At 63.2% G+C, this 23,141-nt stretch carries 26 protein-coding genes, 2 pseudogenes and 1 riboswitch; of the genes and pseudogenes, 14 read left to right on the forward strand and 14 right to left on the reverse strand.

Annotated elements, in window-relative coordinates; all coding sequences use genetic code 11:
- Positions 1–138 (forward strand): annotated as a pseudogene (locus tag Q8Q83_RS19800) (IS1595 family transposase); the annotation flags it as partial.
- 50 nt (positions 139–188) lie between these two features.
- On the opposite strand, the gene Q8Q83_RS19805 reads toward Q8Q83_RS19800, so the two are convergent.
- Positions 189–818: a LysE family transporter gene (locus tag Q8Q83_RS19805; protein WP_305625843.1), complete on the reverse strand. Its 630-nt coding sequence runs from the start codon at positions 816–818 to the stop codon at positions 189–191.
- 81 nt (positions 819–899) lie between these two features.
- Here Q8Q83_RS19805 and Q8Q83_RS19810 point away from each other — a divergent pair, with 81 nt between their 5' ends.
- From Q8Q83_RS19810 to Q8Q83_RS19825, 4 genes are all read left to right on the forward strand, one after another.
- Complete coding sequence (locus Q8Q83_RS19810) at positions 900–1,865, forward strand: 2-hydroxyacid dehydrogenase (protein WP_305625844.1); 966 nt, start codon at positions 900–902, stop codon at positions 1,863–1,865.
- 28 nt (positions 1,866–1,893) lie between these two features.
- Positions 1,894–2,892 (forward strand): class I SAM-dependent methyltransferase, encoded by a 999-nt coding sequence (locus Q8Q83_RS19815; RefSeq protein WP_305625845.1) that lies wholly within the window; start codon positions 1,894–1,896, stop codon positions 2,890–2,892.
- A 30-nt stretch (positions 2,893–2,922) separates the two neighbouring features.
- Positions 2,923–3,057, forward strand: a riboswitch (yybP-ykoY riboswitch).
- A 73-nt stretch (positions 3,058–3,130) separates the two neighbouring features.
- The gene (locus Q8Q83_RS19820; protein WP_305625846.1) at positions 3,131–3,709 is read left to right on the forward strand and encodes a TMEM165/GDT1 family protein; all 579 of its coding nucleotides are present in this window, start codon (positions 3,131–3,133) and stop codon (positions 3,707–3,709) included.
- Positions 3,710–3,812: 103 nt separating this feature from the next.
- A complete protein-coding gene (locus Q8Q83_RS19825; RefSeq protein WP_305625847.1) occupies positions 3,813–4,256 on the forward strand; it encodes a ketosteroid isomerase-related protein in 444 nt (147 codons plus the stop codon).
- 74 nt (positions 4,257–4,330) lie between these two features.
- On the opposite strand, the gene Q8Q83_RS19830 is transcribed toward Q8Q83_RS19825, so the two are convergent.
- Complete coding sequence (locus Q8Q83_RS19830; RefSeq protein ID WP_305625848.1) at positions 4,331–5,143, reverse strand: M48 family metallopeptidase; 813 nt, start codon at positions 5,141–5,143, stop codon at positions 4,331–4,333.
- A gap of 1,257 nt (positions 5,144–6,400) precedes the next feature.
- On the opposite strand from Q8Q83_RS19830, the pseudogene Q8Q83_RS20310 reads away from it, so the two are divergent.
- Together Q8Q83_RS20310 and Q8Q83_RS20315 are read left to right on the forward strand one after the other, a co-directional pair.
- Positions 6,401–6,601: pseudogene (locus Q8Q83_RS20310) on the forward strand (HAMP domain-containing protein); the annotation flags it as partial.
- A gap of 15 nt (positions 6,602–6,616) precedes the next feature.
- Positions 6,617–7,459 carry a methyl-accepting chemotaxis protein gene (locus tag Q8Q83_RS20315; RefSeq protein ID WP_371132443.1) on the forward strand — a complete coding sequence of 281 codons (843 nt, stop codon included), beginning with the start codon at positions 6,617–6,619 and terminating at the stop codon, positions 7,457–7,459.
- Positions 7,460–7,546: 87 nt separating this feature from the next.
- Here Q8Q83_RS20315 and Q8Q83_RS19840 read toward each other — a convergent pair whose 3' ends face one another.
- The 3 genes from Q8Q83_RS19840 to Q8Q83_RS19850 are packed head-to-tail and all read right to left on the reverse strand — an operon-like array spanning position 7,547 to position 8,667.
- On the reverse strand, positions 7,547–8,164 hold the full coding sequence (locus Q8Q83_RS19840; RefSeq protein ID WP_305625850.1) for an SOS response-associated peptidase: 618 nt from the start codon (positions 8,162–8,164) through the stop codon (positions 7,547–7,549).
- 60 nt (positions 8,165–8,224) lie between these two features.
- Complete coding sequence (locus tag Q8Q83_RS19845; RefSeq protein ID WP_305625851.1) at positions 8,225–8,485, reverse strand: putative signal transducing protein; 261 nt, start codon at positions 8,483–8,485, stop codon at positions 8,225–8,227.
- Positions 8,485–8,667, reverse strand: coding sequence for a CPXCG motif-containing cysteine-rich protein (locus tag Q8Q83_RS19850; protein WP_305625852.1), 183 nt, complete (start codon positions 8,665–8,667; stop codon positions 8,485–8,487). Before Q8Q83_RS19850 ends, Q8Q83_RS19845 begins: the two co-directional genes overlap by 1 nt.
- A gap of 92 nt (positions 8,668–8,759) precedes the next feature.
- Here Q8Q83_RS19850 and Q8Q83_RS19855 point away from each other — a divergent pair, with 92 nt between their 5' ends.
- Positions 8,760–9,926: a 1-acyl-sn-glycerol-3-phosphate acyltransferase gene (locus Q8Q83_RS19855; protein WP_305625853.1), complete on the forward strand. Its 1,167-nt coding sequence runs from the start codon at positions 8,760–8,762 to the stop codon at positions 9,924–9,926.
- A gap of 65 nt (positions 9,927–9,991) precedes the next feature.
- Here Q8Q83_RS19855 and Q8Q83_RS19860 read toward each other — a convergent pair whose 3' ends face one another.
- Positions 9,992–10,279 (reverse strand): hypothetical protein, encoded by a 288-nt coding sequence (locus tag Q8Q83_RS19860; protein WP_305625854.1) that lies wholly within the window; start codon positions 10,277–10,279, stop codon positions 9,992–9,994.
- Positions 10,280–10,552: 273 nt separating this feature from the next.
- On the opposite strand from Q8Q83_RS19860, the gene Q8Q83_RS19865 reads away from it, so the two are divergent.
- A complete protein-coding gene (locus tag Q8Q83_RS19865) occupies positions 10,553–10,759 on the forward strand; it encodes a hypothetical protein (RefSeq protein ID WP_305625855.1) in 207 nt (68 codons plus the stop codon).
- Positions 10,760–10,870: 111 nt separating this feature from the next.
- Here Q8Q83_RS19865 and Q8Q83_RS19870 read toward each other — a convergent pair whose 3' ends face one another.
- Positions 10,871–11,455, reverse strand: a complete 585-nt coding sequence (locus Q8Q83_RS19870; RefSeq protein ID WP_305625856.1) for a YajG family lipoprotein — start codon at positions 11,453–11,455, stop codon at positions 10,871–10,873.
- Positions 11,456–11,643: 188 nt separating this feature from the next.
- Between Q8Q83_RS19870 and Q8Q83_RS19875 the strand changes: the two genes are divergently transcribed.
- The gene (locus Q8Q83_RS19875) at positions 11,644–11,877 is read left to right on the forward strand and encodes a hypothetical protein (protein ID WP_305625857.1); all 234 of its coding nucleotides are present in this window, start codon (positions 11,644–11,646) and stop codon (positions 11,875–11,877) included.
- A gap of 31 nt (positions 11,878–11,908) precedes the next feature.
- Here the strand turns inward: Q8Q83_RS19875 and Q8Q83_RS19880 are convergent, their stop codons facing one another.
- Positions 11,909–12,286: a hypothetical protein gene (locus tag Q8Q83_RS19880; protein ID WP_305625858.1), complete on the reverse strand. Its 378-nt coding sequence runs from the start codon at positions 12,284–12,286 to the stop codon at positions 11,909–11,911.
- Positions 12,287–12,335: 49 nt separating this feature from the next.
- On the opposite strand from Q8Q83_RS19880, the gene mqo reads away from it, so the two are divergent.
- Positions 12,336–13,847 carry a malate dehydrogenase (quinone) gene (gene mqo, locus Q8Q83_RS19885; RefSeq protein WP_305625859.1) on the forward strand — a complete coding sequence of 504 codons (1,512 nt, stop codon included), beginning with the start codon at positions 12,336–12,338 and terminating at the stop codon, positions 13,845–13,847.
- Between the two features lie 134 nt (positions 13,848–13,981).
- Here mqo and Q8Q83_RS19890 read toward each other — a convergent pair whose 3' ends face one another.
- The 3 genes from Q8Q83_RS19890 to Q8Q83_RS19900 all read right to left on the reverse strand — a co-directional run bounded on the left by Q8Q83_RS19890 (position 13,982) and on the right by Q8Q83_RS19900 (position 15,272).
- Positions 13,982–14,338 (reverse strand): PilZ domain-containing protein, encoded by a 357-nt coding sequence (locus tag Q8Q83_RS19890; RefSeq protein ID WP_305625887.1) that lies wholly within the window; start codon positions 14,336–14,338, stop codon positions 13,982–13,984.
- A gap of 67 nt (positions 14,339–14,405) precedes the next feature.
- A complete protein-coding gene (locus Q8Q83_RS19895; protein ID WP_305625860.1) occupies positions 14,406–14,828 on the reverse strand; it encodes a DUF4124 domain-containing protein in 423 nt (140 codons plus the stop codon).
- A gap of 69 nt (positions 14,829–14,897) precedes the next feature.
- The gene (locus Q8Q83_RS19900) at positions 14,898–15,272 is read right to left on the reverse strand and encodes a tol-pal system YbgF family protein (protein ID WP_305625861.1); all 375 of its coding nucleotides are present in this window, start codon (positions 15,270–15,272) and stop codon (positions 14,898–14,900) included.
- Between the two features lie 414 nt (positions 15,273–15,686).
- On the opposite strand from Q8Q83_RS19900, the gene Q8Q83_RS19905 reads away from it, so the two are divergent.
- Positions 15,687–16,493: a tetratricopeptide repeat protein gene (locus tag Q8Q83_RS19905; RefSeq protein WP_305625862.1), complete on the forward strand. Its 807-nt coding sequence runs from the start codon at positions 15,687–15,689 to the stop codon at positions 16,491–16,493.
- A 135-nt stretch (positions 16,494–16,628) separates the two neighbouring features.
- Positions 16,629–18,080, forward strand: coding sequence for a pyruvate kinase (pyk, locus tag Q8Q83_RS19910; RefSeq protein WP_305625863.1), 1,452 nt, complete (start codon positions 16,629–16,631; stop codon positions 18,078–18,080).
- A 224-nt stretch (positions 18,081–18,304) separates the two neighbouring features.
- Here the strand turns inward: pyk and Q8Q83_RS19915 are convergent, their stop codons facing one another.
- The 3 genes from Q8Q83_RS19915 to Q8Q83_RS19925 are packed head-to-tail and all read right to left on the reverse strand — an operon-like array spanning position 18,305 to position 21,105.
- The gene (locus Q8Q83_RS19915) at positions 18,305–19,078 is read right to left on the reverse strand and encodes an enoyl-CoA hydratase (RefSeq protein ID WP_305625864.1); all 774 of its coding nucleotides are present in this window, start codon (positions 19,076–19,078) and stop codon (positions 18,305–18,307) included.
- 31 nt (positions 19,079–19,109) lie between these two features.
- Positions 19,110–20,051 (reverse strand): iron-sulfur-binding ferredoxin reductase, encoded by a 942-nt coding sequence (locus tag Q8Q83_RS19920; protein ID WP_305625865.1) that lies wholly within the window; start codon positions 20,049–20,051, stop codon positions 19,110–19,112.
- On the reverse strand, positions 20,044–21,105 hold the full coding sequence (locus Q8Q83_RS19925) for a GGDEF domain-containing protein (protein ID WP_371132444.1): 1,062 nt from the start codon (positions 21,103–21,105) through the stop codon (positions 20,044–20,046). The genes Q8Q83_RS19920 and Q8Q83_RS19925 overlap by 8 nt, the downstream gene beginning before the upstream one ends.
- 345 nt (positions 21,106–21,450) lie before the next feature.
- On the opposite strand from Q8Q83_RS19925, the gene Q8Q83_RS19930 reads away from it, so the two are divergent.
- Positions 21,451–22,974 carry a fumarate hydratase gene (locus Q8Q83_RS19930; protein WP_305625867.1) on the forward strand — a complete coding sequence of 508 codons (1,524 nt, stop codon included), beginning with the start codon at positions 21,451–21,453 and terminating at the stop codon, positions 22,972–22,974.
- The last annotated feature ends 167 nt before the right edge of the window (positions 22,975–23,141 follow it).

The following is a 23,141-nucleotide window of genomic DNA, read 5'->3' on the forward strand; positions in this document are numbered from 1 at the left end:
CATGGTGTCGCCACCCGCTACCTGCCGAATTATCTGGGCTGGCGGCGCATGCTTGAACGTTACCAACAGCGTATTCAGCCGGATTACTGCATCCAGGAAGCGATGGGGCGAACCATGCAACACATAATTGGGACATAGCCATAAAAAACGCCCCGCATTCGCGGGGCGTTGTTGTTTTAGCGCCTGGCTCAGCGCAATTCGCTGAACGCCAATTTGACGCCCAAGCCCACCAGCACTGCCCCCATCAGACGATCGAACCAGTGCCCCATGCGCGCGAAACCGGCGCGCACCCGCTGCTGGCTGAACACCTGCGCCACCAGGCAGAACCACAGCGCGGTCGCCAGCGCCAGGTACAGGCCATAGCCCGCCTGCACCGGCAACGGCGTGTGCGGATTGATCACCACCGTGAACAACGAGAGGAAGAACAGAGTGGCCTTGGGGTTCAGACCATTGGTGATAAAACCCGCGGTAAAGGCCGCGCGCGGCGAACGCGCACCGGCCACCAGGCCGAGTTCGGCGCTGGCCGGATCCGCCGGTTTGGCGCGCAGCGCCTTGATCCCGATATACAGCAGGTAGGCCGCCGCCAGCCATTTCAGGGCATTGAACAGGACAATCGATTGCGAAACGATCAGGCCGATACCGAGCAGCGAATAGGCCACATGGATAAAGATCCCGCAGCCCACGCCCAGCGCGCTGAAGATACCGGCACGCCGACCGAAACCCACGCTCTCGCGCACCACTATCGCAAAGTCCGGGCCCGGGCTGGCCACCGCGAGCAAGTGAATCAGCGCCACAGTTAAAAACTCAGTCCAGTACATAAGCGGCTCCGCGACGTGGAAATCTTTCTGCTAGGCTCGCCAGCTTACCCCCCGCCCAGACTCGCAGGAAAGATACAGCTGATGAGCAACAGTCCCCGCGCGGTATTTCTCGATCACAGCTCCCTCGATCTGGGCGACCTCGACCTGACACCCCTCCAGCAGTGCTTTGCCGAGCTGCAACTCTACCCGCAGACCACGCAGGCGCAGGTCATCGAACGCCTGCAAGGCGCCCAGGTCGCGATCAGCAACAAGGTGCCGCTGGACGCCGAGGTCTTTGCCGCCTGCCCCGAGCTGAAACTGCTGCTGGTCGCCGCCACCGGCACCAACCCCATCGACCTGGCAGCCGCCCGCGCCCATGGTGTCGTCGTGAGCAACTGCCAGGGCTACGGCACCCCCTCGGTGGCCCAGCACACATTGATGCTGCTGCTCGCCCTGGCCACCCGCCTGCCCGACTATCAGCGGGACGTACGCGCCGGCCGCTGGCAGCAAGCCCAGCAGTTCTGCCTGCTCGACCACCCCATAGTCGAGTTGCACGGCAAGACCCTCGGCCTGCTCGGCCATGGCGAACTCGGCAGCGCGGTGGCCAAGCTGGCCGAAGCCTTCGGCATGCGCGTATTGCTCGGCCAACTGCCGGGGCGCCCGCCGCGGGCAGACCGCCTGCCACTGGATAAACTGCTTCCGCAGGTCGACGCCCTGAGCCTGCACTGCCCGCTGAACAGCGACACCCTGAACCTGATCGACGCTCGCGAACTGCACCTGATGAAACCCGGCGCCTTTCTGGTCAATACCGCCCGTGGCGGTCTGGTCAACGAGCAGGCCCTGGCCGACGCCCTGCGCAGCGGCCATCTGGGCGGCGCGGCCAGCGACGTACTGACCCAGGAGCCGCCGACAGCGGGCAACCCGCTGCTCGCCGCCGATATCCCGCGCCTGATCATTACCCCGCACAGCGCCTGGGGCAGCCGCGAGGCGCGGCAACGCATAGTCGGCCAGCTGAGCGAGAACGCTCAGGCCTTTTTCAACGGCGCGCCCGTGCGCGTTGTCGGCTAAGCTACGCGACTTTTTTCAAGGAACGCTTATGGACCCGCGAAGCGAAGTACTGCTGCGCCAAGCCGAACTGTTCAGCGGCCCACTGCTGCTCGCCGGCTTGCCGGCCGATGACCTGCTCGGCCAGCTTCCCGAGGCCCAGGGCTGGAGCTGGCATGCCGGCGAACACGCCCTGCTCGCAGCCCGCTTTGCCGGGCGCTGCCAGTTCGGCGTCAGCCCGCCTGAGAGCGACTGCAGTGCCGCCGTGGTATTCCTGTCGAAATCCCGCGAACTGACCGATTACCTGCTGGGCGTCCTGGCGGCACGCCTGGCCGGGCGCGAGTTGTTTCTGGTCGGCGAAAAACGCGCCGGCATCGAGCGCGCCGCCAAGCAACTGGCGGCTTTCGGCCAGGCGCGCAAACTCGACAGCGCACGCCATTGCCAGCTGTGGCAGGTACGCGTGGAGCAAGCGCCGCCGGCGCCGCACCTGGAAAGCCTGGCGCAGCATTATCAACTGCAGCTAAGCGACGGACCACTGGCAGTGGTCAGCCTGCCCGGCGTCTTTAGCCATGGCCGCCTGGATATCGGCAGCGCCCTGCTGCTGGAGCACCTCGAACAGCTGCCCACCGGCCACTTACTGGACTTCGGCTGTGGCGCCGGGGTTCTCGGCGCGGCGCTCAAGCGCCGCTATCCGGACTGCCGGGTGAGCCTGCTGGATGTCGATGCCTTTGCCGTCGCCAGCAGCCGCCTGACCCTGGCCGCCAACGGCTTGCAGGCTGAGGTGATCTGCGGCGATGGTATAGATGCCGCGCCATTCGAGCTCAGCGCCATTCTCAGCAACCCGCCCTTCCATCAGGGCGTGCACACCCACTACCAGGCCACGGAGCAGCTGCTGCGCCAGGCCGCCAGGCACCTGAAGGCCAAGGGCGAGCTGCGCCTGGTGGCCAACAGCTTTCTCAAATACCCGCCATTGATCGAGCAGCACCTCGGCCCCTGCCAGACCCTGACCGAAGCCAAGGGATTCCGCATCTACCGGGCGGCGAAGCGCTGACTTGCCCAACGCTCCCCTAGCGGGCAGAATGCGCCCGTCCTAGGGGAGTAGTCTCCCGCGAGCGCCAGCTCGCCCGGCACGCGTCAACATACTTGCTCAACCGAGCATGGCGCGTGCGACCCAAGGCCCACATATAAATGTGGCCTGCGGTTTGACCAGACCTATGACACGCACACCTTACCCGGGGCGGAAGGCTGTACGTGTCATAGCCATGTCGACCCGCCCTTTAGGAAATCCGATGCTCGAATCCCTGTTTATCCCGACCCTGATAGTCGCCTTGGCCGAAATCGGCGATAAGACGCAATTGCTTGCCTTGCTGTTGGCCGCGCGCTTTCGCCGGCCCTGGCCGATCATCGGCGGCATAGTGGTCGCCACCTTGGCCAATCACTGGGCCGCAGGTGCCCTGGGCAACTGGGTGGCCGGTTGCTTTTCCGCCGCCAGCCTCGGCTGGATTCTCACCGCCAGCTTTGTCGCGGTAGCGCTCTGGACCCTGATCCCGGACCAGCTGGATGACGACGAAAGCTCCAGTCTCAAGCGCTATGGGCCTTTTATCACCACCCTGATCGCCTTCTTTATCGCCGAGATGGGCGACAAGACCCAGGTCGCCACCGTCATGCTGGCCGCGCAATATCCCTACTTGCTCCTGGTGGTCATAGGCACCACGCTGGGCATGCTGCTGGCCAACGTGCCGGTGGTGCTGGCCGGCAATCTTGCCGCCGAACGCTTGCCACTGACGCTGATTCGCCGCAGCGCGGCCTGCGCCTTTCTGGCCCTGGCGCTCTATGCCGGCTATCAGGCCTTTAGACTCGGCGCTTGAAAGGACGCCGACTCACCGGCGTTTCGGCCAATAGGCTTGTGCCCCTACGACTGCTAAAGTGCGCTAAATCCTGCTCACCTAGACAACTCCCAGGGAGACAAACATGTCGCTGGATGATCGAAAAAAACTGGTGCGCCAGCATATCGACCTGTCTTGGAACAAAGGCCGCACGGCCCTGGCCGAACAGCTGCACAGCAAGGACTTCCTCTATAAGAGTTCCTTTGTCGGCCACCCCCTGAGCAGCCTGGCGTTTGCCCAGATGGTGCAGGACGTTCGCCATGCCATGCCGGACCTGCAGGTGGTGATAGAGGAATGCATCGCCGAAGACTACAAGGTGGTCACCTGGAGCACCCTGATCGGCACCATCCAGAAGCCGGCGCTGGGCTACCCGCCGAGCGACAAGATCCTCAGTATTTCGGCCATGGCCTTCTGGAGCCTGACCCCGGCCAACGAGATTCAGGAAATCTGCACCATATTCGATATGGAAAGCTTCCGCTCGCAACTGGGCCTCGCCACACAACCCTTCGCCGCCAAGGCCTTGCCTTAGGCACGGAACCCGAGGCGACAGCCCACCCCTAATAAGAAAGCCCCCGATTCGGGGGCTTTGTCGTCTCTGCCGGCTTAACGGGCCTGCTCGTATAGCGGCAGCACTTTCGGAATGGCGGCCTGCAAAGCCGCAATCCGGCTGCTCGACGAGGGGTGGGTGCTCATAAATTCCGGCGGCGCCCCGCCACCGGCCCGGGCCATCTTCTGCCACAGGCTGACCGCCGCATTGGGGTTGTAGCCGCCGCGCGCGGCCAGCTCCAAGCCCAGCAGGTCGGCCTCGTTCTCATTGCCGCGACTGTTCGGCAGGGTCAGGCTGTACTGCGCCACGGCATCGGCCAGGGCCATGCCACCCTCACCCAGGCCGAGCAATGCACCGGCACCCTGCTTGGCCAAGGCCACGCCATAAGCCCGGGACATTGCCTCACGGCTGTGCTCGCGCAGGGCATGGGCCATTTCGTGGCCCATGATCGCGGCGATCTCATCGTCGCTCAGCTGCAGCTGGTCGATGATGCCCGTGTAGAAAATGATCTTGCCGCCGGGGCCGCAGTTGGCATTCAGCTCGGGACTCTTGATCAGGTTGACCTCCCACTGCCACTGCGCGGAGTCGGGGCGGAACAGCGGCGCCTGCTTGATCAAGCGGCCGGCGATCACTCGCAGGCGCTTGGCATTGGCACTGCTGTTATCCAGCACACCCTTGCTGGACGCTTCGCCCAAGGTCTGCTGGTAGGACTGCGCATACATCTGATTGACCTCTTGGGTCGAGAGCATGCTGAACATGTACTGCTTGCGCTCGACGCCCACTGCGCCGCCGCTGGTGGTATTCACCGCCTGGCAGGCCGTCAGCAGGCAGCAGAGCGCCAGACCGGTCAGGCGAAATGGGGTATTCATGTCAGTCCTCCATCACAACAGGGCACGTATGCTAGGCCGAGCTTCACAGCAAAACAACCAGCACTCCTTGCACTATGACCCTTAGCCTTCTTTGCTAGTTGCATAGTGTGCTAATGCTTTATCGCCAAGCTGCCGATAAGCCAGGGACAGGCGCAACCATACCGTTGAGGAGTCCCCATGCGATTCAAGTCGATCCAGTTTTCCGTAGTCACCATGGCGGGGGCCAGCATCCTTGCGGTGGTCGTGGCGCTGGTGCTCTACGCCCTGTTTGCCGGATCGCGCACCCAGACCCTGGTGCAAGAACGCACCCAGAGCCTGCTGAAAGACGTGATAGATCAGCGTCTGGTGGCCCTGGCCGAAGCCCAGGTAGGCCAATTGCAGCGCCAATTCGAACACCCCATGAGGGTGGCAAAAGCCCTGGCCACCCTGAATAGCCGAATGGGCACTAGCAACGACGGCACGTCCAGCCTCAGCCTCAGTCGCGAGGAATTGACCGCACTGGTCGGCGACTACCTCAAGGCCAACCCGGAACTGCTCGACATCTATATCGGCTGGGAGGCCAACGCCTTCGATCAGGACGATGACCTCTACGCCGGGCAGAAGGAAAATGGTTACGACCAGAGCGGCCGCTTTATGCCCTGGTGGTATCGAGACGGCGATAGGCTGAAGCTCGAGCCCCTGACCGTGGAGCAGATGGAAAGCCAGGAAGTCCAACCCACCGGAGTCCGAACCGGCGAGTACTACCTGTGCCCCAAGGAAACCGGCAACCCCTGCGTGATCGACCCCGCTTCATTCGAGTTCGGTGGCAAGCAGGTGCTGGTCGCCTCCTTCAACGCCCCGATCATGGTCAACGGCCAGTTCCGTGGCATCACCGGCAACGACCTGGCCCTGGACTTTATCCAGGGACTGCTGAACACCGCCAAGGGCGAGCTGTACGATGGCGCCGGCGAGCTGGCCCTGATCGCCGCCAATGGCACCCTGATTGCGGCGACCCAGGACGCCAGCCTGATCGGCCAACCGGCCAGCAAAGCCCTCGATGCTGAACTGCTGGACCAGCTCAAGCGAAGCAGCAACGACCAGCCGATCAACAAGCTCGACGAGGAACACCAGCTGCTCCAGTTGCTGCTGCCGTTCCAGGTCGCCGGCACCTCGACCCGCTGGACCCTGGCCATAGTGCTGCCGACCAGTGCGGTGTTTGCTGACCTGAAAGAACTCCAGGCCGGCCTCACCGAGCAAGCCCAGGAAGATACCCTGGGCATGACCCTGGTAGGTCTGCTGGTGGCCGGTGTCGGCCTGCTGGTGATCTGGTTCGTCGGTTACGGTATCGCCCGCCCGCTCCGGCAGATGGTCGTGATGCTCGAGGATATCGCCCAGGGCGACGGCGACCTGACCCGCCGCCTGGAGGTCGACCGCAGCGACGAGCTGGGGGATATCGCCAAGGGCTTCAATACCTTTCTGGGCAAGTTGCAGAGCATGATCACCCAGGTGGTCAGCTCGGTGCAGAAGGTCAGCGACTCCTCCGAGCACACCGCCGATATCGCCATTCGCACCAACCAGGGCGTGCAGAAACAGCTGTCCGAGATCGAACTGGTCGCCACTGCCGTGCATGAAATGACCGCCACCGCACAAGACGTGGCGCGCAACGCCACCCATGCCGCCGAAGCCGCCAATCACGCCGACCAGGCCGCCAACCAGGGCCGGAAGACGGTGCAGCAGACCGCCGATGCGATTGCCGCCCTGGCCCAGGAAATCAGCCGCGCCGTCGGCGTGGTGCAAACCCTGGCCAAGGACAGCGAGAACATCAATGCCATTCTGGTGGCGATTCGCGGCATTGCCGAACAGACCAACCTGCTCGCGCTCAACGCCGCGATCGAGGCGGCGCGCGCCGGCGAACAGGGTCGCGGCTTTGCCGTGGTGGCCGATGAGGTGCGCAACCTGGCGCAGAAGACTCAGCAGGCCACCGAAGAAATCCAGAGCATGATCCAGCAGTTGCAGCACGGCACCCGTGAGGTGGTGAGGGTCATGGAAGACAGCCAGGACAAGACCGAGATCAGCGTGCAGCAGGCCAACCAGGCGGCCCATGCCCTCGAGTCGATTACCCAGGCGGTGTCGGTGATCAACGACATGAACACCCAGATCGCCAGCGCCGCCGAGGAACAGAGCGCGGTGGCCGAAGACATCAACCGCAACGTCACCAATATCGGCCAGGTGGCCAACGAGGTGGCCGGCGGCGCCGATGAAGCCAGCCAGGCCAGCGCCGAGCTGACCAAACTGGCCGAGCAGCAACGGCGCCTGATCAATCAGTTCAAGGTCTAGCTAGTCGCGTAACAAAAGGGCGGACTGCCACAGACAGTCCGCCCTGTTTATTTATGCGGCATAACGCTGCCTTAACGCCGCATCGACCTAGGCCGGGGTCAGGCACTCCGGCCCATCCAGCTTGGGATCGTTGACCAGATTGGCCAGCACCCGTTCACGCAGCGCGGGCTGCGGACTCGCCAACAGAGCCTGCAGTTCCGCCAATGGCGTATCGGCCGCCAGCCAGGCCTCCTGCCCCGCCGCATCGAGGAGCAAAGGGCGGCGCTGACTGGCGGCGGCCTGGGTCACCACAGCCGCGCTCAGGTAGACGCACCCCTCAACCGGATAGGCTTCCCACAGCGCGGCGAAATACAGCGGCGTGCCCTCGCCGGTCAGCCAGTAGGGGCGCTTGCGCGCCGCACCGCGCCACTCGTAAAAGCCGTTGGCCGGCAACAAACCCCGGCGCAGGCGGAACGCCTCGCGAAACATCGGCTGTTCGGCCAGGGTTTCCGCCCGCGCCTGCGCCGGGGTCTTCGACAAGTCGGTCAGCCAGGGCGGGGTCAAGCCCCAACGCGCGCGGGTCAGCTGCCGCTCGCCAGCGATGCTACGCAGCAGCAGTACTTGGGAATTGGGCGAAATGCTCCAGTGCGGCAACTGGTCAGCAGGAAAACCGGGAATAGCCGCGAACGCGGGCGTCCAACGGAACAGGGCAAAACGTCCACACATGGGGAAACTCGATAACGGTCGGGGGCTGCCCGCAACTTCAATCAACCAGTAGAAGTTGATCTAGCACAGCAGTTCGCCGAGAAAACTCTCCGGCTCATCGCCGGGTAGCGGTTGCGCGGCATTGTACGCGGCGATCAGCCGTTGTGCCTGGTGCGCCTGAGCATCCTCGACCAGCACCCCGAGCAGACCGCAGGCCGGCAACTCACCCACGGCGCCGGACAGGTGCTGCCCGGTCAGGTAGGCCTCGATGCCCTCGCTGGCCAACATGCTTAGCAGCAACTCACCTTCCATCTGGTCTTGTGGCTCATACACTCGCTGCATCAGTCATTCTCCCCGCGCACATCCAGCGTCCAGTCACGGCCATCGGTTTGCAGCGTAAAGATGATTGGCCGGCAGCACACCGGGCAATCCTCGATGTACTCCTGGTCACCCGCCGACAGATCCAGCACGGCTGCAACCTGCTCGCCGCAGTAGGGGCATTGGTAGTCCTGACTTTCCAGCATCGCGGCCTCCGTGTGACTTGGGCGTATAATCGCCGGTCTATAGCTGGCTCCATCCACCGGAGCGCTCCCACAGCCAACCACAACAAGAGAGCATGATGGGCGAATTCGATGCCATCCGACCTTACGCCGACACCGAAGTCCCTGCCGTGCTGGCGCGCTTGCTGGCGGACGAGGCGTTTCTCGACATCCTCACCCAGTTCCGCTTTCCACGCCTGGCGGCCCCGTTGGGTTGGTTGCTTAAACCACTTATAGCCTATCGCCTGCGTCTTGAGTTCCGCGACATTCGCTCGGTGGCGGCGCTGCAGGAAAAAATCGAGGCCTATGTCGACCGCACCATAGAGCGCGCGACGGACGGCGTGACCTATTCCGGTATCGAACGCCTGCAGGCCGGCAATGCCTACCTGTTTCTCGCCAACCACCGTGACATCGTCATGGACCCGGCCTTCGTCAACTACGCGGTGTATCACGCCGGCCTGCCGACGCCGCGCATTGCGATTGGCGACAACCTGCTGCAGAAGCCCTTCGTCAGCGACCTGATGCGCCTGAACAAGAGCTTTATCGTGCACCGCTCGATCGCCGGCCGGCGTGAGAAACTGGCGGCCTACCAGTTGCTCTCGGCCTATATCAATCACTCGATCCGCACGGACTGCGAGTCGATCTGGATCGCCCAGGCCGAAGGCCGCGCCAAGGACGGCGACGACCGCACCGACTCGGCGATCCTCAAGATGTTTCATATGAGCCGCAAGAACGAGCCCTTCGCCGACGTCATAGGGTCTCTGCACATGACGCCGGTATCGATCAGCTACGAGTACGACCCCTGCGACCAGGCCAAGGCCCGCGAGCTGTTTATCCGCGCCAGCAGCGGCAGCTACACCAAGGCACCCGGCGAGGATGACCAGAGCATCGCCCTCGGCATCACCGGCTATAAAGGCCGCGTGCATATACACTTCAGCGCACCTGTCGCTCAGGGCTTGGAAGACAGCAAACAGCTGGCGGCCGAGATGGATCGGCAGATTCTCAGCGGTTACCGACTATTCCCCGTGCACTACCTGGCCTACGCCATGTGGAGCGAGCGCGACCCTGAGCTGGCCGTGCCCGCTGCCGCCGAACTCTTCCCCGCCGCCGAACTGGCGGCGGCGCAAAGCGAATGGCACAAGCGCCTGGGCAACTGCCCGGCCGAGCAGCAGCCTTACCTGATCCTGCAATACGCCAATCCGGTGCGTAACCAGTACCGGATCAAGGCGGGCCTGCCACTGTAGCTGGCCAGCAGCATAAAAAACGGCAGCTCTAGGGCTGCCGTTTTTATTGGTTCGGGATAACGTCTTTAGAGCTGCGTGCTGGCCCAGGATACCGTCAACGCCACAACCAAGCAGGTATAACCGAAGCGATAGAAGAAGCGATTCAAGCGCGCAGTCGGCTCATCGATCACATAGGTTGGTTCGGCCAACTCTTCCATCTCGCTGCTGGCCAGCAAACGGGCCACCGCGCGCTGCTCGCGCATCCGGGTCGCCAGCAGCAGCCAGGCACCGGCCATTGCGAAGAACAGCGCCAAACCATTGAGCAGCTGCCCAGGGTAGGCCAGAAAGAGCGACCACAGCGCTTGCACAGACATTATCGACCTCAACCCCTGACTGCATGCGGCGAGCGCCGCGGCGACAATAACGGCCCTGCGCGCTGCTGGAACGGACAGGGTGAATACGGCCGCGGAGTCTACCTAAGCCAGCTGTTGCCAGGTTTCGTTTCCGACGAATTGCAGTAGATATGACCAAGCGGTCTAAACACTGTCATATCCATGGTCTATGGTTGAACACTTGTCCCCGCGAGCATGACCCAAGCCCCATGGCTTGCGGGAACAGGCCATAACATTCCACGGAGGAACTCCAAGATGCTGCATGCTCAACCCCAGGATCGCGACTATCTGATCGACTCGCTCGACGACGTGGAGGCAGTGATAGATGAGCTGTCCTTCAACGTGCAAGACCATAACTGGCTGGTGTATTGCGCCTTGGGCGGGCATGAACACTATGCCCTGCCAGAGGTAGATGAACTGACGGGCTTCAGCCCGCCGGAGCTCTACCACGAGGCGGCATAAACCCCGCCAACGGCCTGGGTCAGGCAGCCGCGACAGGCAGGCCCAGTACAGTGCCCAGATGCAAAAAGCCCGGAATAATCCGGGCTTTTTCTATTCTGGCGGGAGACAAATTTACTGCGCCAGCATTTGCCCGATGGTCGGGTCCTTGAACGCGCGGGTCAGCGCATCGCTCAGCACATCGCTGATCAGCTTGGTGTTGGTTTCCTGGTTCGGTGCCATGCCGAAACGCTGGTTCAGCGAGGAACCGTAGCGACCACTGTAACGCCGGCTGCTGTTCTGCACATCGGCGCGGAAAGTCGCGGTGATGTTGGCTTCGGTCACGTACAGCCCTTCTTTTGGCGACTGGTATTTCAGCTCCGCCAGAGTCAGGGTCAACTGCGGCGCATTGTAGGCACCCGGGGTCGGGGTAAAGCCGAGCAAACGTACCGCCGCTTCAGCCTGGGCCTGCAGCTTGGGCAGGATGTCCTGGCCGGTCACGCTGATCGCACTGGTTTCCGGATAGAGGCCACCCCGGGTGCCCAGCACCGGCGATGGACGGCCGTCAGCCACGCGAACCACCACAGGCTGGCCCTGACCAACAGCCGTCAACGGGCTATTGATCTTCGGTTGCGGGCTGAGTTGTTGCGGGCTGTGGGCGCAGCCGACCAGAGTCAGGCTGGCGACAGCCATCAGGCCAAACAGCAGACGATGCAGCATGCTCATCTCTCCAAATAAAAAGGGGGCGAAAGTGCCGCGCAGTATAACCAGCGCTTACTAGGCCTGACAGCACTGCCTAGCGGGCGCTGTTGAGGTAAGACTTTTAAGCGGGCCGTGGGTTCCCGTCACAGGCCTGTCATGGCGCCATGGCATAAGACTTTAGTCATCCGCCCCCTGAGTCATCCGCCATGTTTTCACTGCGTGCCCTGCTGGCTCCAGCTCGCCCCCTGCGCTCCTTTGCCCTGCTGGACAACCACGGCCTGTGCCGCGCGCTACGTCAGTCAGCCAAGGCGCCACTAGGTGCAGGCTGGGTCGAGGTGGCGCAGATAAACCCGAGCTGGCTGCAGCACCCGCTGCCGGCCAGCGCGCGAGTCGCCCAAGTCACGGCGCACGCGCAAACCGGCAAGGCGCTGGCGGCCTGACCGACGGAAGAAGAAAAGTCACGCCAAGCGATCAATTTTCCTGCTTTGCCCTTATAATCTCGCCCCGATTATAAGGACGCCTCCTGATCGGGCCTTGCCGTAGCGCTGATGCATCATTCATCGGCCACGCCCCAGAGAGTCGCCCACTTCGCGCTGCCTTCCGGCTGCCGCTTTCACCCATCACGTAGAACGCCTTGCAACTGGCAATGGTGGCTTTACGCCGGTGAAAAGGCTGCCCCTCGCAGACGTGCTTATTGAGGCTCACTGCTCCAAAAGAGCGTGAAAAAGGTTTTAAGAACTTCACAAGAGTGTGGCGAACATGAACGATCTTGCGGCTGGCATCTGCACCCAGGGCCATTTTTCCTTTAATCCAGATTATTTCGGCGACTACCGAGCGACTGTGTTTCACGCACAGGCTACCTAACGTCTATTGAGTGCTGGTTTGCGGAGAAGTGGTAATGGCGCAGAACGATTACGAAACGATGGATGTGGTGCTGGTCGGAGCCGGCATCATGAGTGCGACCTTGGCCGTACTGCTGAAAGAACTCGACCCCAGCATCAAGCTGGAAGTGATCGAGCTGATGGAGTCCGGAGCCATAGAAAGCTCCAACCCGTGGAACAATGCGGGCACCGGCCATGCCGGCCTGTGTGAGCTGAATTACACCCCTGAGTCGGCCGACGGTTCGATCGACATCAAGAAGTCGGTGACCATCAACACCCAGTTCGAAGAGTCCAAGCAGTTCTGGGCCTATCTGGTGGAGAAAGGCCGCTTCGGTTCGCCCAAGTCCTTTATCAACCCGGTGCCGCACCTGAGTTTCGTGCGCGGCCAGGAAGGTATCGACTACCTGAAGAAGCGCTTCAAGGCGCTGACCGCGCACCACGCCTTCGCCGAGATGGAATACACCGAAGACCGCGCCACCATGGCCAAGTGGATGCCGCTGATGATGCCGGGCCGCGACCCGCATGAGCCGATCGCCGCCACACGCGTGCTGGCCGGTACCGACGTCAACTTCGGCACCCTGACCAAACACCTGCTCGACCACCTGGGCCAACAAGCGGACGCCAAGGTCACCTGCAGCCAGAAGGTCATCGGCCTCAAGCGCAATACGCAGGGCTGGCGCGTCAGCATCAAGAACCTGCAGAACGGCAGCATCCGCGAAGTTCAGAGCAAGTTCGTCTTCCTCGGCGCCGGCGGCGCGGCCCTGCCGCTGCTGCAAATGTCCGGTATCCCGGAAGGCAAAGGCTTCGGCGGTTTCCCGGTGAGTGGCCAGTGGCTGCGCTGCGACAACCCCGAAGTGGTCAAACAACACCAGGCCAAGGTTTACAGCCAGGCCGAAGTGGGCTCGCCCCCCATGTCGGTACCGCATCTGGATACCCGTATGGTCGACGGCAAGACGTCCCTGTTGTTCGGGCCTTACGCCGGCTTCTCGACCAAGTTCCTGCGCCATGGCTCCTTCCTCGACCTGCCACTGTCGGTTCGGCCGAACAATATCGGGCCGATGCTGGCGGTGGCCCGCGACAACTTCGACCTGACCCGCTACCTGGTCAAGGAAGTGCTGCAGTCCGAAGAACAGCGCCTGCAGACCCTGCGCGGCTTCTACCCTGAGGCGAAAGCCGAGGACTGGCGCCTGGAGATGGCCGGTCAGCGCGTGCAGATCATCAAGAAAGACCCCAAGCACGGCGGCATTTTGCAGTTCGGTACCGAACTGGTCGCCGCCGCCGATGGCTCCATCGCCGCCCTGCTCGGGGCCTCGCCAGGCGCTTCGGTGACGGTATCGATCATGCTCGACCTGATCCAGCGCTGCTTCCCCGAGCAGGCTAAATCTGCGCAGTGGAGCAGCAAGCTGAACGAAATATTCCCCGCCATGGGCAAGGTGCTCGCCAGCGACGCCGAGCGTTATCGCGAGGTGCAGGCGCGCTCGGATGCACTGCTGCAACTGGAACCCTTGGAGCAGCCCGTCAGCGCCTAAGCGCAGGCTCTACAAGAAAAAAACCGCCTCTCGGGGCGGTTTTTTATGGCCTGCCATCCATGGCGGCCACCCTTCGGGCCGTCGCTGCGCGACGTTAAAAATTGTTCCAGACAATTTTTTATGGGCGGCCAGAATCAGGCTGAGGCGGCCATCGGGTAGAAGCTGAAGTAATGGCGCAGGGCATCGACCATTTCCACATAGTCGGCCGGCGGCGCGACCAGCGCGAAGCCCGAGTCGTAACAGCCCGGGGTGACATCCTCACGGCACCACTGGCAGGTGGCGGAAAAGTCGATGAAGTGCTGCTCATTCAGCCCGGGGATTTTCAGGCGCATGTCGAAGCGCGCACCAACCAGCATCGGCAACTGGCTGACCAACAGCAAGCCATCCAATGACACATTGCCGATATAGCCCATCGGCTTGTCGGTGATGCGGTTGAACACCTTCAGGTAGTAAGGCAACTGATGGCGTTCGATGCGGCGCTGGACTTGCATATGCATAGTGGCAAATCGCTATAAGTGGCCATTGAGTATGGTCCGACTACTGCGCTTAAACCAGATTTCAGGAACAGCGTTCGGACACCCGGTCGCGTAACTGACGACGAGCGGTATCGAGCTCTTCATCACTGTAATACTTACGCTGACCATCCGCCGCGGGCTGGTAATAGGTCGGCCCTTCGGCGATGTCCGCCAGCATGCTGCGCAGCTTGCGGCATTCGGTTTCGCGCTCGGCCTGCTGCTGTGCGGCAGCTGCCATAGCCTGGGCCTGCTCCTCGCGGCGCGCCTGGTAGAAACGACTGGTGCGCTCTTCGCGCTCCCGGGTCAACTGATCCCGTTCGACCACCTGCGGCCTCACCTCGACCTGCTCGGCCCCAGACGCAGCGGGCCGTTGATCGAAGTGCACCTGACCACTGGCATCGGTCCAGCGATAGATTTCAGCGGTGGCCAACCCTGGCACTAACAACAGGCAAAACAACAGACGCATGGATTCCCTCCCTTAAAACCCCAAGCTTAATGCTCCGCCCACAGAGCCTGGACATTCGACGACCAACGGTCAAGGGACGGCCGGGGAAACCTTGACCGCTGCCGAACTGCCGTCATGCCCTAGCTGACGCAAGGTGTCCATACGCGCGCGAGCGCGGTAGGCATATTCGCTGGCCGGGTAAGTGGTGACGATAAATTGGTAGGTCTGCATGGCATCGACGAACAACGCCTGACGCTCCAGACACTGGCCGCGCAACAGGGAGATCTCCGGCTGCATATAGCGACGCGAGCGGCTGGTTCGCTCGGCCTTGGACAGCGACAGCATGGCCGCCTCGCACTCACCGCGATCATAGGCCTGGTAGGCGCTGTTCAAATGGTGATCGAACGAGAAACGGTTACAGCCGACCACACTCAACGTCAGCAGTAAAAGCACAAGTATTCGCATAAAGCCCTCCTTCCAATGTGCAGTGTATCGACTGCCCTGGAAAAATCTGCAGCCATATCCTCCGATGGGTAATGGCCGAGCGCCCTTGGCCTGGCCTCGTGCGCCTGGCTAGACTGCCACTCCATGGCCGAGGGTCTGTTCCCGCTTCATCGCGAGGCGCGTTGCTGCGAGAAATGGCCCCCGGTTAGGCGCAGGACGCAGGTAATGGTTATTCCCTTGCCAAGTCCTGCAACAACAGCGGGGGCCATTTCCCGCACAACCCGAAGGGCCGGGCCTGTTTTTGCGCGATGCGGCGTTTCTCGTCGCTTATTTGGAACAACCAAACCGCGCTCCTCGGGCCTTGCCTCGCGCAAAAACAGGCTCCGGCGCGACCGCGAATGAAACGGAAACAGACCCTAACGCCCAGGAGTTGTCATGTCGTCCGCCCGTATCCTGTTGCCTCTGCTCTGCGCCAGCCTGCTCAGCGCCTGCTCCCCCACCACCCCGCTATTTATCGCCCAGATCACCACCAACGAAGTGGTCGAATACAAGACCCTGAAGAACAACCGCATGCTCGCCGCCATCGAGGATGAGGGCGACCTGCTGACCTACAGCGCCCAGGCCATCCGCGACGCCAAGAGCGAGCAGGCCGAGCGGCTGTACCTGAGCGGCTACCACGACGCCAAACTCAGCAGCGAGGTGCGCGCCATCGCCCTGTACCAGATCGGTCTGCTGTATATGAACCGCTTCAACGAGCAGCGCGACGACAACCAGGCGCTGAACTATTTCTACCAGGTGCTTAACCAGTTCCCCGCCAGCCGCGCCGCCGCACGCGCCGAGGCGCGCATCGCGCTGATCCGCGCACGCGCCAATAAGCCCCTGCACAAAACCTCGCGCGAGCTGCTCGCCCACTGGCAGCCCAATCAGCAGTTCGATCTGTACAAGCCCAGCCTCGATCCAGATATGACCCTGCTGTCGCGCCGCGCCGTGCTAAAGAACCGCGTCGGCGAGGCCGAGGAGTTGTATCTGCTGGCGCTTAGCGACAGCGGCATTGCCGCCGAGATCAAGCAGAAGGCCCTGTATCAGCTCGGTTTGATGCACCTGGCCAGCGATAACCGCAACGCCAATCGCGACCAGGCCATCGACTATCTGCGCCGGTTGTTGGCGGAGTATCCGCAAAGCGAGCTGAAGGCTAAGGCCGCCCGCCATCTGGATCAGGCGCTCAATCGCGGCACGCTATAAGGCGCCCGCCCGAGCCTGATTAAACGCCCGCAAACGCCGGGTTGAAGGACAGCCGTATAGGTAGTGCAGAGGAACAATGACTACAGGGTTGCGGCATAGTAGCCTCGTGCACAGTCGCAATTCAGGAGTCAGTGCATGACCTTTCGCCGCAGCAAAATCGTCGCCACCCTCGGCCCAGCCAGCAACTCCCCCGAAGTTCTCGAGCAGCTGATCATCGCGGGCCTGGATGTCGCCCGCCTGAACTTCTCCCACGGCTCGCCCGACGAGCACAAAGCCCGCGCCAAGCTGGTGCGCGAGCTGGCCGCCAAGCATGGCCGCCACGTCGCCCTGCTCGGCGACCTGCAGGGGCCGAAGATCCGCATCGCCAAATTCGCCAATAAGCGCATCGAGCTGAAAGTCGGCGACCGTTTCACCTTCTCCACCAGCCATTCGCTGACCGCCGGCACCCAGGACATAGTCGGCATCGACTACCCGGACCTGGTGAAAGACTGCGGTGTCGGCGACGAACTGCTGCTCGACGATGGCCGCGTGGTGATGCGCGTGGAAACCGCGACTGCCGACGCCCTGCACTGCGAAGTGCTTATTGGCGGCCCGCTGTCCGATCACAAGGGCATCAACCGCCGCGGTGGCGGCCTGACCGCCCCGGCGCTGACCGAGAAAGACAAGGCCGACATCAAGCTGGCCGCCGAGATGGAGCTGGATTACCTGGCCGTGTCCTTCCCCCGCGACGCCGCGGACATGCACTATGCGCGCAAGCTGCGTGACGAAGCCGGCGGCACGGCCTGGCTGGTGGCCAAGATCGAACGCGCCGAAGCGGTAGCCGACGATGAGACCCTGGACGGTCTGATCCGCGCCAGCGATGCGGTGATGGTGGCCCGTGGCGATCTGGGCGTGGAAATCGGCGATGCCGAACTCTGCGGCATCCAGAAGAAGATCATTCTGCACGCGCGTCGGCAGAACAAGGCGGTGATCACCGCGACCCAGATGATGGAGTCGATGATCCAAAACCCCATGCCGACCCGCGCCGAAGTCTCAGACGTAGCCAACGCCGTGCTCGACTACACCGATGCGGTGATGCTCTCGGCGGAAAGCGCCGCCGGTGCCTACCCGCTGGAAGCGGTGCAGGCCATGGCGCGGATTTGCCTGGGCGCGGAAAAGCACCCGACCAGCAAAACCTCCAGCCATCGCATGGGCACCGAGTTCGAGCGCTGCGATGAAAGCATCGCCCTGGCCGCCATGTACACCGCCAACCACTTCCCCGGCGTCAAAGCCATCATCGCCCTGACCGAAAGCGGCTACACCCCGCTGATCATGTCGCGCATCCGCTCCTCGGTGCCGATCTTCGCCTTCTCCCCGCACCGCGCCACCCAGGCCCGCGCGGCCCTGTTCCGCGGCGTCTACCCCGTGCCCTTCGATCCGGCGGCACTTCAGCCGAGCGAAGTCAGCCAGGCGGCGGTGGACGAACTGCTCAAGCGCGGCGTGGTGCAGACCGGCGACTGGGTGATCCTGACCAAGGGCGACAGCTACCATACCATCGGCGGCACCAACACCATGAAGCTGCTGCATGTGGGTGAAGCGCTGGTGTAACAGCTGCTGCGCCATGCAAAAGGCCGCTCAATCGAGCGGCCTTTTTGTTGCCGTGCACATGGCCGTGTTGGGCTGAGCTGCGCGAAGCCCAACACGGCGTTCGAGGGCCACAAGTCAGGCCGCCGAGCGGAGCGCTGCGCGCTCCTCGTTGGGCTTCGCAGGCTCAGCGCCAACCTACACAGCCTGGAAAATCCGTAGCCGAATACAATCCGGGGCCAGGAGCATCAGGCAAACTTGGAGAAGTCCGGCGTGCGCCGCTGCATAAAGGCGGTCAGCGCTTCGATGGCTTCCGGCGAACGCAGGCGCTGGCCGAACAGCGCGCCTTCCTCCTCTATCACCCGGCGCAACTCCTCGCGCCCCGGCGCACGCATCAGGCGTTTGCTGTCGGCCACCGCCGCAGGCGCCAGTTGCTGGAAGCGCAAAGCCATTTCGCGGGCCTTGGCCAGGGTCGCGGCGCCGTCGTCCAGAGCCTGATTGGCGATACCCCAGTTGGCGGCCTGCTCGCCGGTGAAACTCTCGCCGAGCAGCAGCAACTCGGCCGCCCGCGAATGACCGAGCAGGCGTGGCAGGATCAGGCTGGAGCCGTATTCGGGGCACAGGCCAAGATTAACGAAGGGCATCTTCAGGGTCGCAGTGCGGCTCACGTAAACCAGGTCGCAGTGCAGCAACATTGTGGTGCCGATGCCCACCGCCGGGCCGCTGACCGCCGCCACCACCGGCTTGCTGAACTCGAACAGCGCCAGCATAAACTGGAACACTTCACTGCCCAGCCCGCTGGGCGGCGCCTGGATAAAGTCGGCCACATCATTACCGCTGGTAAAGCACTGCTCGCTGCCGCTGATCAGTACGGCGCGCACGCTCCTGTCTTGATCGGCCTGGCGCAGCACCTCGGCCATGCCGCTGTACATGGCGCGGGTCAGGGCATTCTTCTTGTCCGGACGGTTCATGCGCAGGCACAGCAGCCCCTGTTCGCGCTCAACCAGCAGATGCTCGCTCATCACTTATCCTCGCAGGGCCGCCCCGCCAGGCTCAGCTAGCGTGCGGCAAAAATACATCGGCGAATACCTGGTTACGCGGCAAACCGGCCAGATACAGGCGGCGCGCGAAGGCTTCGACACTCTTGGGGTGGCCGCAGAGTAAGGCCAGGGTTTGCCGCGAGACAAGGCGCAGTTCGGCCAAAGCCGCTGGCAACTCGGCCGCCGTGAGCAGCTCGAGCTGCACCTGGGCGTGGCTGCGGGCCAGCGCCCGCAAGTCGTCCGCCAGGTAATGCTCGCTGGACTCATGAGCCAGGTGAATAACCCGGATAAGGCCTTGGTGATCCTGGCGCAGCGCCTCGCGCAACACCCCGTACAGCGGCGCCAGACCGGTGCCGGCGGCCAGCAGCCAGAGCGGGCGCTGCTGCCAGCCCGGGTCGTAATGCAGGGCGCCGCTGCGCAGGTCGCCGAGGCGCAACCCATCCCCAGCTTTGAGTTGGCGCGCGGCATCGCTGAAGGCGCCGCTGTGGCGGCAATCCAGGTGGAACTCCAGCCAGGGGTCTTCCCCCGGCAGGCTGGCCAGGGAATAGGGCCGGGCAATGCCCGTGCCGGTCCACAGCACCAGGTGCTGGCCGGCGCTGTAGCGCAGCGGCTGCTCCGGGGCCAGGCGCAGGCGCAACACGCTGGGGCTGAGCCAAGCACTGGCGACGACGCGTGCGGGGCGGCCATCGCGGGCCGGGTCGAACACCTCGACCTCCAGGTCATCGACAATCCGGCACTGGCAGGCCAGCCGCCAGCCTTGCTCACGCCGGGCATAGTCGAGGGCTTCGGGCTGGTCATCCAGCGGTTCGCCGCGCACGCAACGCACCAGGCAGGCATGGCAACTGCCGGCCCGGCAGCTGTAAGGCACGGCAATCCCGCCGCCGTGCAGGGCATCCAAGAGATTGCTGGCGACCTCGACCTGCAGACACTGCTCCCCGACCCGCAGCTCAGGCATCGACATCCTCCCAGGTCGCCGCGCAACGGTTACGCCCGTCACGCTTGGCCTGGTACAGCGCCTGGTCGGCGCGCTGCAGCGCCTCGTCCAGGTCGTCATTTTTACTCAGCAGGGTCATGCCGATGGACACGCTCAGGCTCTCCACCTTCACCCCCAGCGGCTCGGCGCGGCTGAAGGCCTCGCGCAGGCGCTCGCAGCAGGCGGTGAACTGATCGGCCTCGGTGTTGGGCAGCAGCAGCACGAATTCTTCGCCGCCATAGCGGGCGATCACATCGCCATCGCGCAGGCAGGCCCGCGCTACCGCGGCGAAGGTCTGCAGCACACGGTCACCGGCGGCATGCCCGTGCACATCGTTGATCCGTTTGAAGTGATCCAGATCGAGCAAGGCCAGCCCGTGCTGGCGGCCACCGCACAAACCTTGCAACTCATGGCCGGCCAGACGCAGAAAATGCCGGCGGTTGCACAGCCCGGTCAGCTCGTCGGTGGCGGCCAACTCTTCCAACTGATGCATCATGCCGCGCAAGGTGTCCTGGTGCGCCTGCAAGGCATAACGGCGCTGGCGCATGCGTTGGCGCATGGCCTGGGCGTAGCTGGCGAACAGGCTCAACCAGACCAGCACGGCAGCCAAGACGCTGACCTGAAAGATCGCCACACCGGGATTGTCCAGCTGGAAGTGATAGGCCTCGTAGAGGTTCAGCCCGGCAAAGCCGAAGAAGGCGAACAGCGCGCAGCGGGCGAACACCCTGGGCGGCAACTGGAACACGCCGAACAGCAGAACCAGCACATAGATCACCAGCATGCTGCCGCGCCCTTCGCCGAACAGCGCCAGCAACACCGTCACCCATGCCAGGGCCACCAGCACCTGGGGCTCGGTCAGACTGGGGTCGACGCAGCGCAGATTCAGCTTGGAGAGGAACAGTCCGAGGAACACCAGCTGGCTGACGGCGGCCAGCAGGGTGAGCAACAGGGTGCTGGTCGGCGAGGCATGGAACAGCCCATTGAACATCGCCACCCAACACAGCAGTGCGCTCAAGGCATAGCTCGCCACCGCCATGCCGAAACGTTTCAGCAGCAGGCTTTGTAACGTTCGCTGAGTGACCCTCTGGCTGATTAGGCTCACGGGTGGCGCCCCATACTGGCATCTAGCCGCCACTCTACCCGCGCGCCGCTGGAATGCCTAGGCTCTATTGAGACAAGCTTGCCAGCCTCTTGCGGACCCAGGTCGCGGGCCCCTCTAGAGGGCGACCGGCGCCCCAGGTCGACCGTCGGCGACTGTCCGCCCCGACGGCTGCGCGTTATACTGCCGCGCCTTTTTTACCGTAACAGCGCGCCGGGTTATGGTTCGGCGCCCCTCGAAGTTCCTGCCCACTCCTACCCTATACAAAAAGGAGCGCCAAGCATGACCGTGATCAAGCAAGACGACCTGATCCAGAGCGTCGCCGACGCCCTGCAGTTTATCTCCTACTACCACCCCGTGGATTTTATCCAGGCCATGCATGAGGCCTACCTCAAGGAAGAATCCCCGGCCGCGCGCGACTCCATGGCGCAGATCCTGATCAACTCGCGCATGTGCGCCACCGGCCACCGGCCGATCTGCCAGGACACCGGCATAGTCACGGTATTCGTCCGCGTCGGCATGGACGTGCGCTGGGATGGCGCCACCCTGAGCGTCGACGACATGATCAACGAAGGCGTGCGTCGCGCCTACAACCTGCCGGAAAACATCCTGCGCGCCTCGATCCTGGCCGACCCGGCCGGTGCCCGCAAGAACACCAAGGACAACACCCCGGCGGTGATCCACTATCAAATAGTCCCCGGCGACAAAGTGGAAGTGGACGTCGCAGCCAAGGGAGGCGGCTCCGAGAACAAATCGAAGATGGCCATGCTCAACCCGTCCGACTCGATAGTCGACTGGGTACTCAAGACCGTCCCGGAAATGGGCGCCGGCTGGTGCCCGCCGGGCATGCTCGGCATCGGCATCGGCGGCACCGCCGAGAAAGCCGCGGTGATGGCCAAGGAAGTGCTGATGGAGTCCATCGACATCCATGAGCTGAAAGCCCGCGGCCCGCAGAACAAGATCGAAGTGCTGCGCCTCGAGCTGTCCGCCATCGTCATCCAGCTGGGCATCGGCGCCCAGGGCATGGGCGGCCTGACCACTGTGCTCGAAGGCATGATCATGGACTACCAGACCCTCGCCTCCTCGCTGCCGGTGTGCATGCTCCCCAACTGCGCCGCCACCCGTCATGCCCACTTCGTGCTCGATGGCAGCGGCCCGGCCGAGCTGGAAGCGCCGGATCTTTCCGCCTACCCGGAAATCGTCTGGGAAGCCGGCCCGAGCGCGCGCCGCGTCAACCTCGATACCATCACCCCGGAAGACGTGCAGAGCTGGCAACCGGGCGAGACCGTGCTGCTCAACGGCAAGATGCTCACCGGCCGCGACGCCGCGCACAAGCGCATGGTCGACATGCTGAACAAGGGCGAGCAGCTGCCGGTTGACCTGAAAGGCCGCTTTATCTACTACGTCGGCCCGGTCGATCCGGTCGGTGACGAAGTGGTAGGCCCTGCCGGCCCGACCACCGCCACCCGTATGGACAAGTTCACCCGGCAGATCCTGGAAAGCACCGGCCTCTTGGGCATGATCGGCAAGTCCGAGCGCGGTCCGATCGCCATCGAAGCGATCAAGGACAACAAGGCCGTGTACCTGATGGCCGTCGGCGGCGCCGCCTACCTGGTGGCCCAGGCGATCAAGAAGTCGCGCGTGGTGGCCTTCGCCGAACTGGGTATGGAAGCCATCTACGAGTTCGAAGTGAAAGACATGCCCGTCACCGTGGCAGTCGACACCAAAGGCGAGTCGGTACATATCACCGGACCGGCGATCTGGCAGAAGAAGATTCACGACAGCCTGGCGGTCGAGATCAAGTAAGCGCTGCTGCATAAACAACAAACCCGGCCTAGTGCCGGGTTTGTTGTTTTGGGGGATGGGTATGGTGGGATACAGCTTTTGGCCAATCGCAGAAGCTGGTGGACAAGCAAGCGTTGTCCACCCTACACGCCACTCAAGTCAACGTAGGGTGGAAAACCGCAGAACGT

It is taken from the genome of Pseudomonas sp. (assembly GCF_030696055.1).
GTDB lineage: Bacteria > Pseudomonadota > Gammaproteobacteria > Pseudomonadales > Pseudomonadaceae > Aquipseudomonas.

Coding starts and splice junctions, on each gene's coding strand:
- Q8Q83_RS19805 (WP_305625843.1), bottom strand. CDS start 818: ATGTACTGGACTGAGTTTTTAACTGTGGCGCTGATTCACTTGCTCGCG.
- Q8Q83_RS19810 (WP_305625844.1), top strand. CDS start 900: ATGAGCAACAGTCCCCGCGCGGTATTTCTCGATCACAGCTCCCTCGAT.
- Q8Q83_RS19815 (WP_305625845.1), top strand. CDS start 1,894: ATGGACCCGCGAAGCGAAGTACTGCTGCGCCAAGCCGAACTGTTCAGC.
- Q8Q83_RS19820 (WP_305625846.1), top strand. CDS start 3,131: ATGCTCGAATCCCTGTTTATCCCGACCCTGATAGTCGCCTTGGCCGAA.
- Q8Q83_RS19825 (WP_305625847.1), top strand. CDS start 3,813: ATGTCGCTGGATGATCGAAAAAAACTGGTGCGCCAGCATATCGACCTG.
- Q8Q83_RS19830 (WP_305625848.1), bottom strand. CDS start 5,143: ATGAATACCCCATTTCGCCTGACCGGTCTGGCGCTCTGCTGCCTGCTG.
- Q8Q83_RS20315 (WP_371132443.1), top strand. CDS start 6,617: ATGATCACCCAGGTGGTCAGCTCGGTGCAGAAGGTCAGCGACTCCTCC.
- Q8Q83_RS19840 (WP_305625850.1), bottom strand. CDS start 8,164: ATGTGTGGACGTTTTGCCCTGTTCCGTTGGACGCCCGCGTTCGCGGCT.
- Q8Q83_RS19845 (WP_305625851.1), bottom strand. CDS start 8,485: ATGCAGCGAGTGTATGAGCCACAAGACCAGATGGAAGGTGAGTTGCTG.
- Q8Q83_RS19850 (WP_305625852.1), bottom strand. CDS start 8,667: ATGCTGGAAAGTCAGGACTACCAATGCCCCTACTGCGGCGAGCAGGTT.
- Q8Q83_RS19855 (WP_305625853.1), top strand. CDS start 8,760: ATGATGGGCGAATTCGATGCCATCCGACCTTACGCCGACACCGAAGTC.
- Q8Q83_RS19860 (WP_305625854.1), bottom strand. CDS start 10,279: ATGTCTGTGCAAGCGCTGTGGTCGCTCTTTCTGGCCTACCCTGGGCAG.
- Q8Q83_RS19865 (WP_305625855.1), top strand. CDS start 10,553: ATGCTGCATGCTCAACCCCAGGATCGCGACTATCTGATCGACTCGCTC.
- Q8Q83_RS19870 (WP_305625856.1), bottom strand. CDS start 11,455: ATGCTGCATCGTCTGCTGTTTGGCCTGATGGCTGTCGCCAGCCTGACT.
- Q8Q83_RS19875 (WP_305625857.1), top strand. CDS start 11,644: ATGTTTTCACTGCGTGCCCTGCTGGCTCCAGCTCGCCCCCTGCGCTCC.
- mqo (WP_305625859.1), top strand. CDS start 12,336: ATGGCGCAGAACGATTACGAAACGATGGATGTGGTGCTGGTCGGAGCC.
- Q8Q83_RS19890 (WP_305625887.1), bottom strand. CDS start 14,338: ATGCAAGTCCAGCGCCGCATCGAACGCCATCAGTTGCCTTACTACCTG.
- Q8Q83_RS19895 (WP_305625860.1), bottom strand. CDS start 14,828: ATGCGTCTGTTGTTTTGCCTGTTGTTAGTGCCAGGGTTGGCCACCGCT.
- Q8Q83_RS19900 (WP_305625861.1), bottom strand. CDS start 15,272: ATGCGAATACTTGTGCTTTTACTGCTGACGTTGAGTGTGGTCGGCTGT.
- Q8Q83_RS19905 (WP_305625862.1), top strand. CDS start 15,687: ATGTCGTCCGCCCGTATCCTGTTGCCTCTGCTCTGCGCCAGCCTGCTC.
- pyk (WP_305625863.1), top strand. CDS start 16,629: ATGACCTTTCGCCGCAGCAAAATCGTCGCCACCCTCGGCCCAGCCAGC.
- Q8Q83_RS19915 (WP_305625864.1), bottom strand. CDS start 19,078: ATGAGCGAGCATCTGCTGGTTGAGCGCGAACAGGGGCTGCTGTGCCTG.
- Q8Q83_RS19920 (WP_305625865.1), bottom strand. CDS start 20,051: ATGCCTGAGCTGCGGGTCGGGGAGCAGTGTCTGCAGGTCGAGGTCGCC.
- Q8Q83_RS19925 (WP_371132444.1), bottom strand. CDS start 21,105: ATGGCGGTGGCGAGCTATGCCTTGAGCGCACTGCTGTGTTGGGTGGCG.
- Q8Q83_RS19930 (WP_305625867.1), top strand. CDS start 21,451: ATGACCGTGATCAAGCAAGACGACCTGATCCAGAGCGTCGCCGACGCC.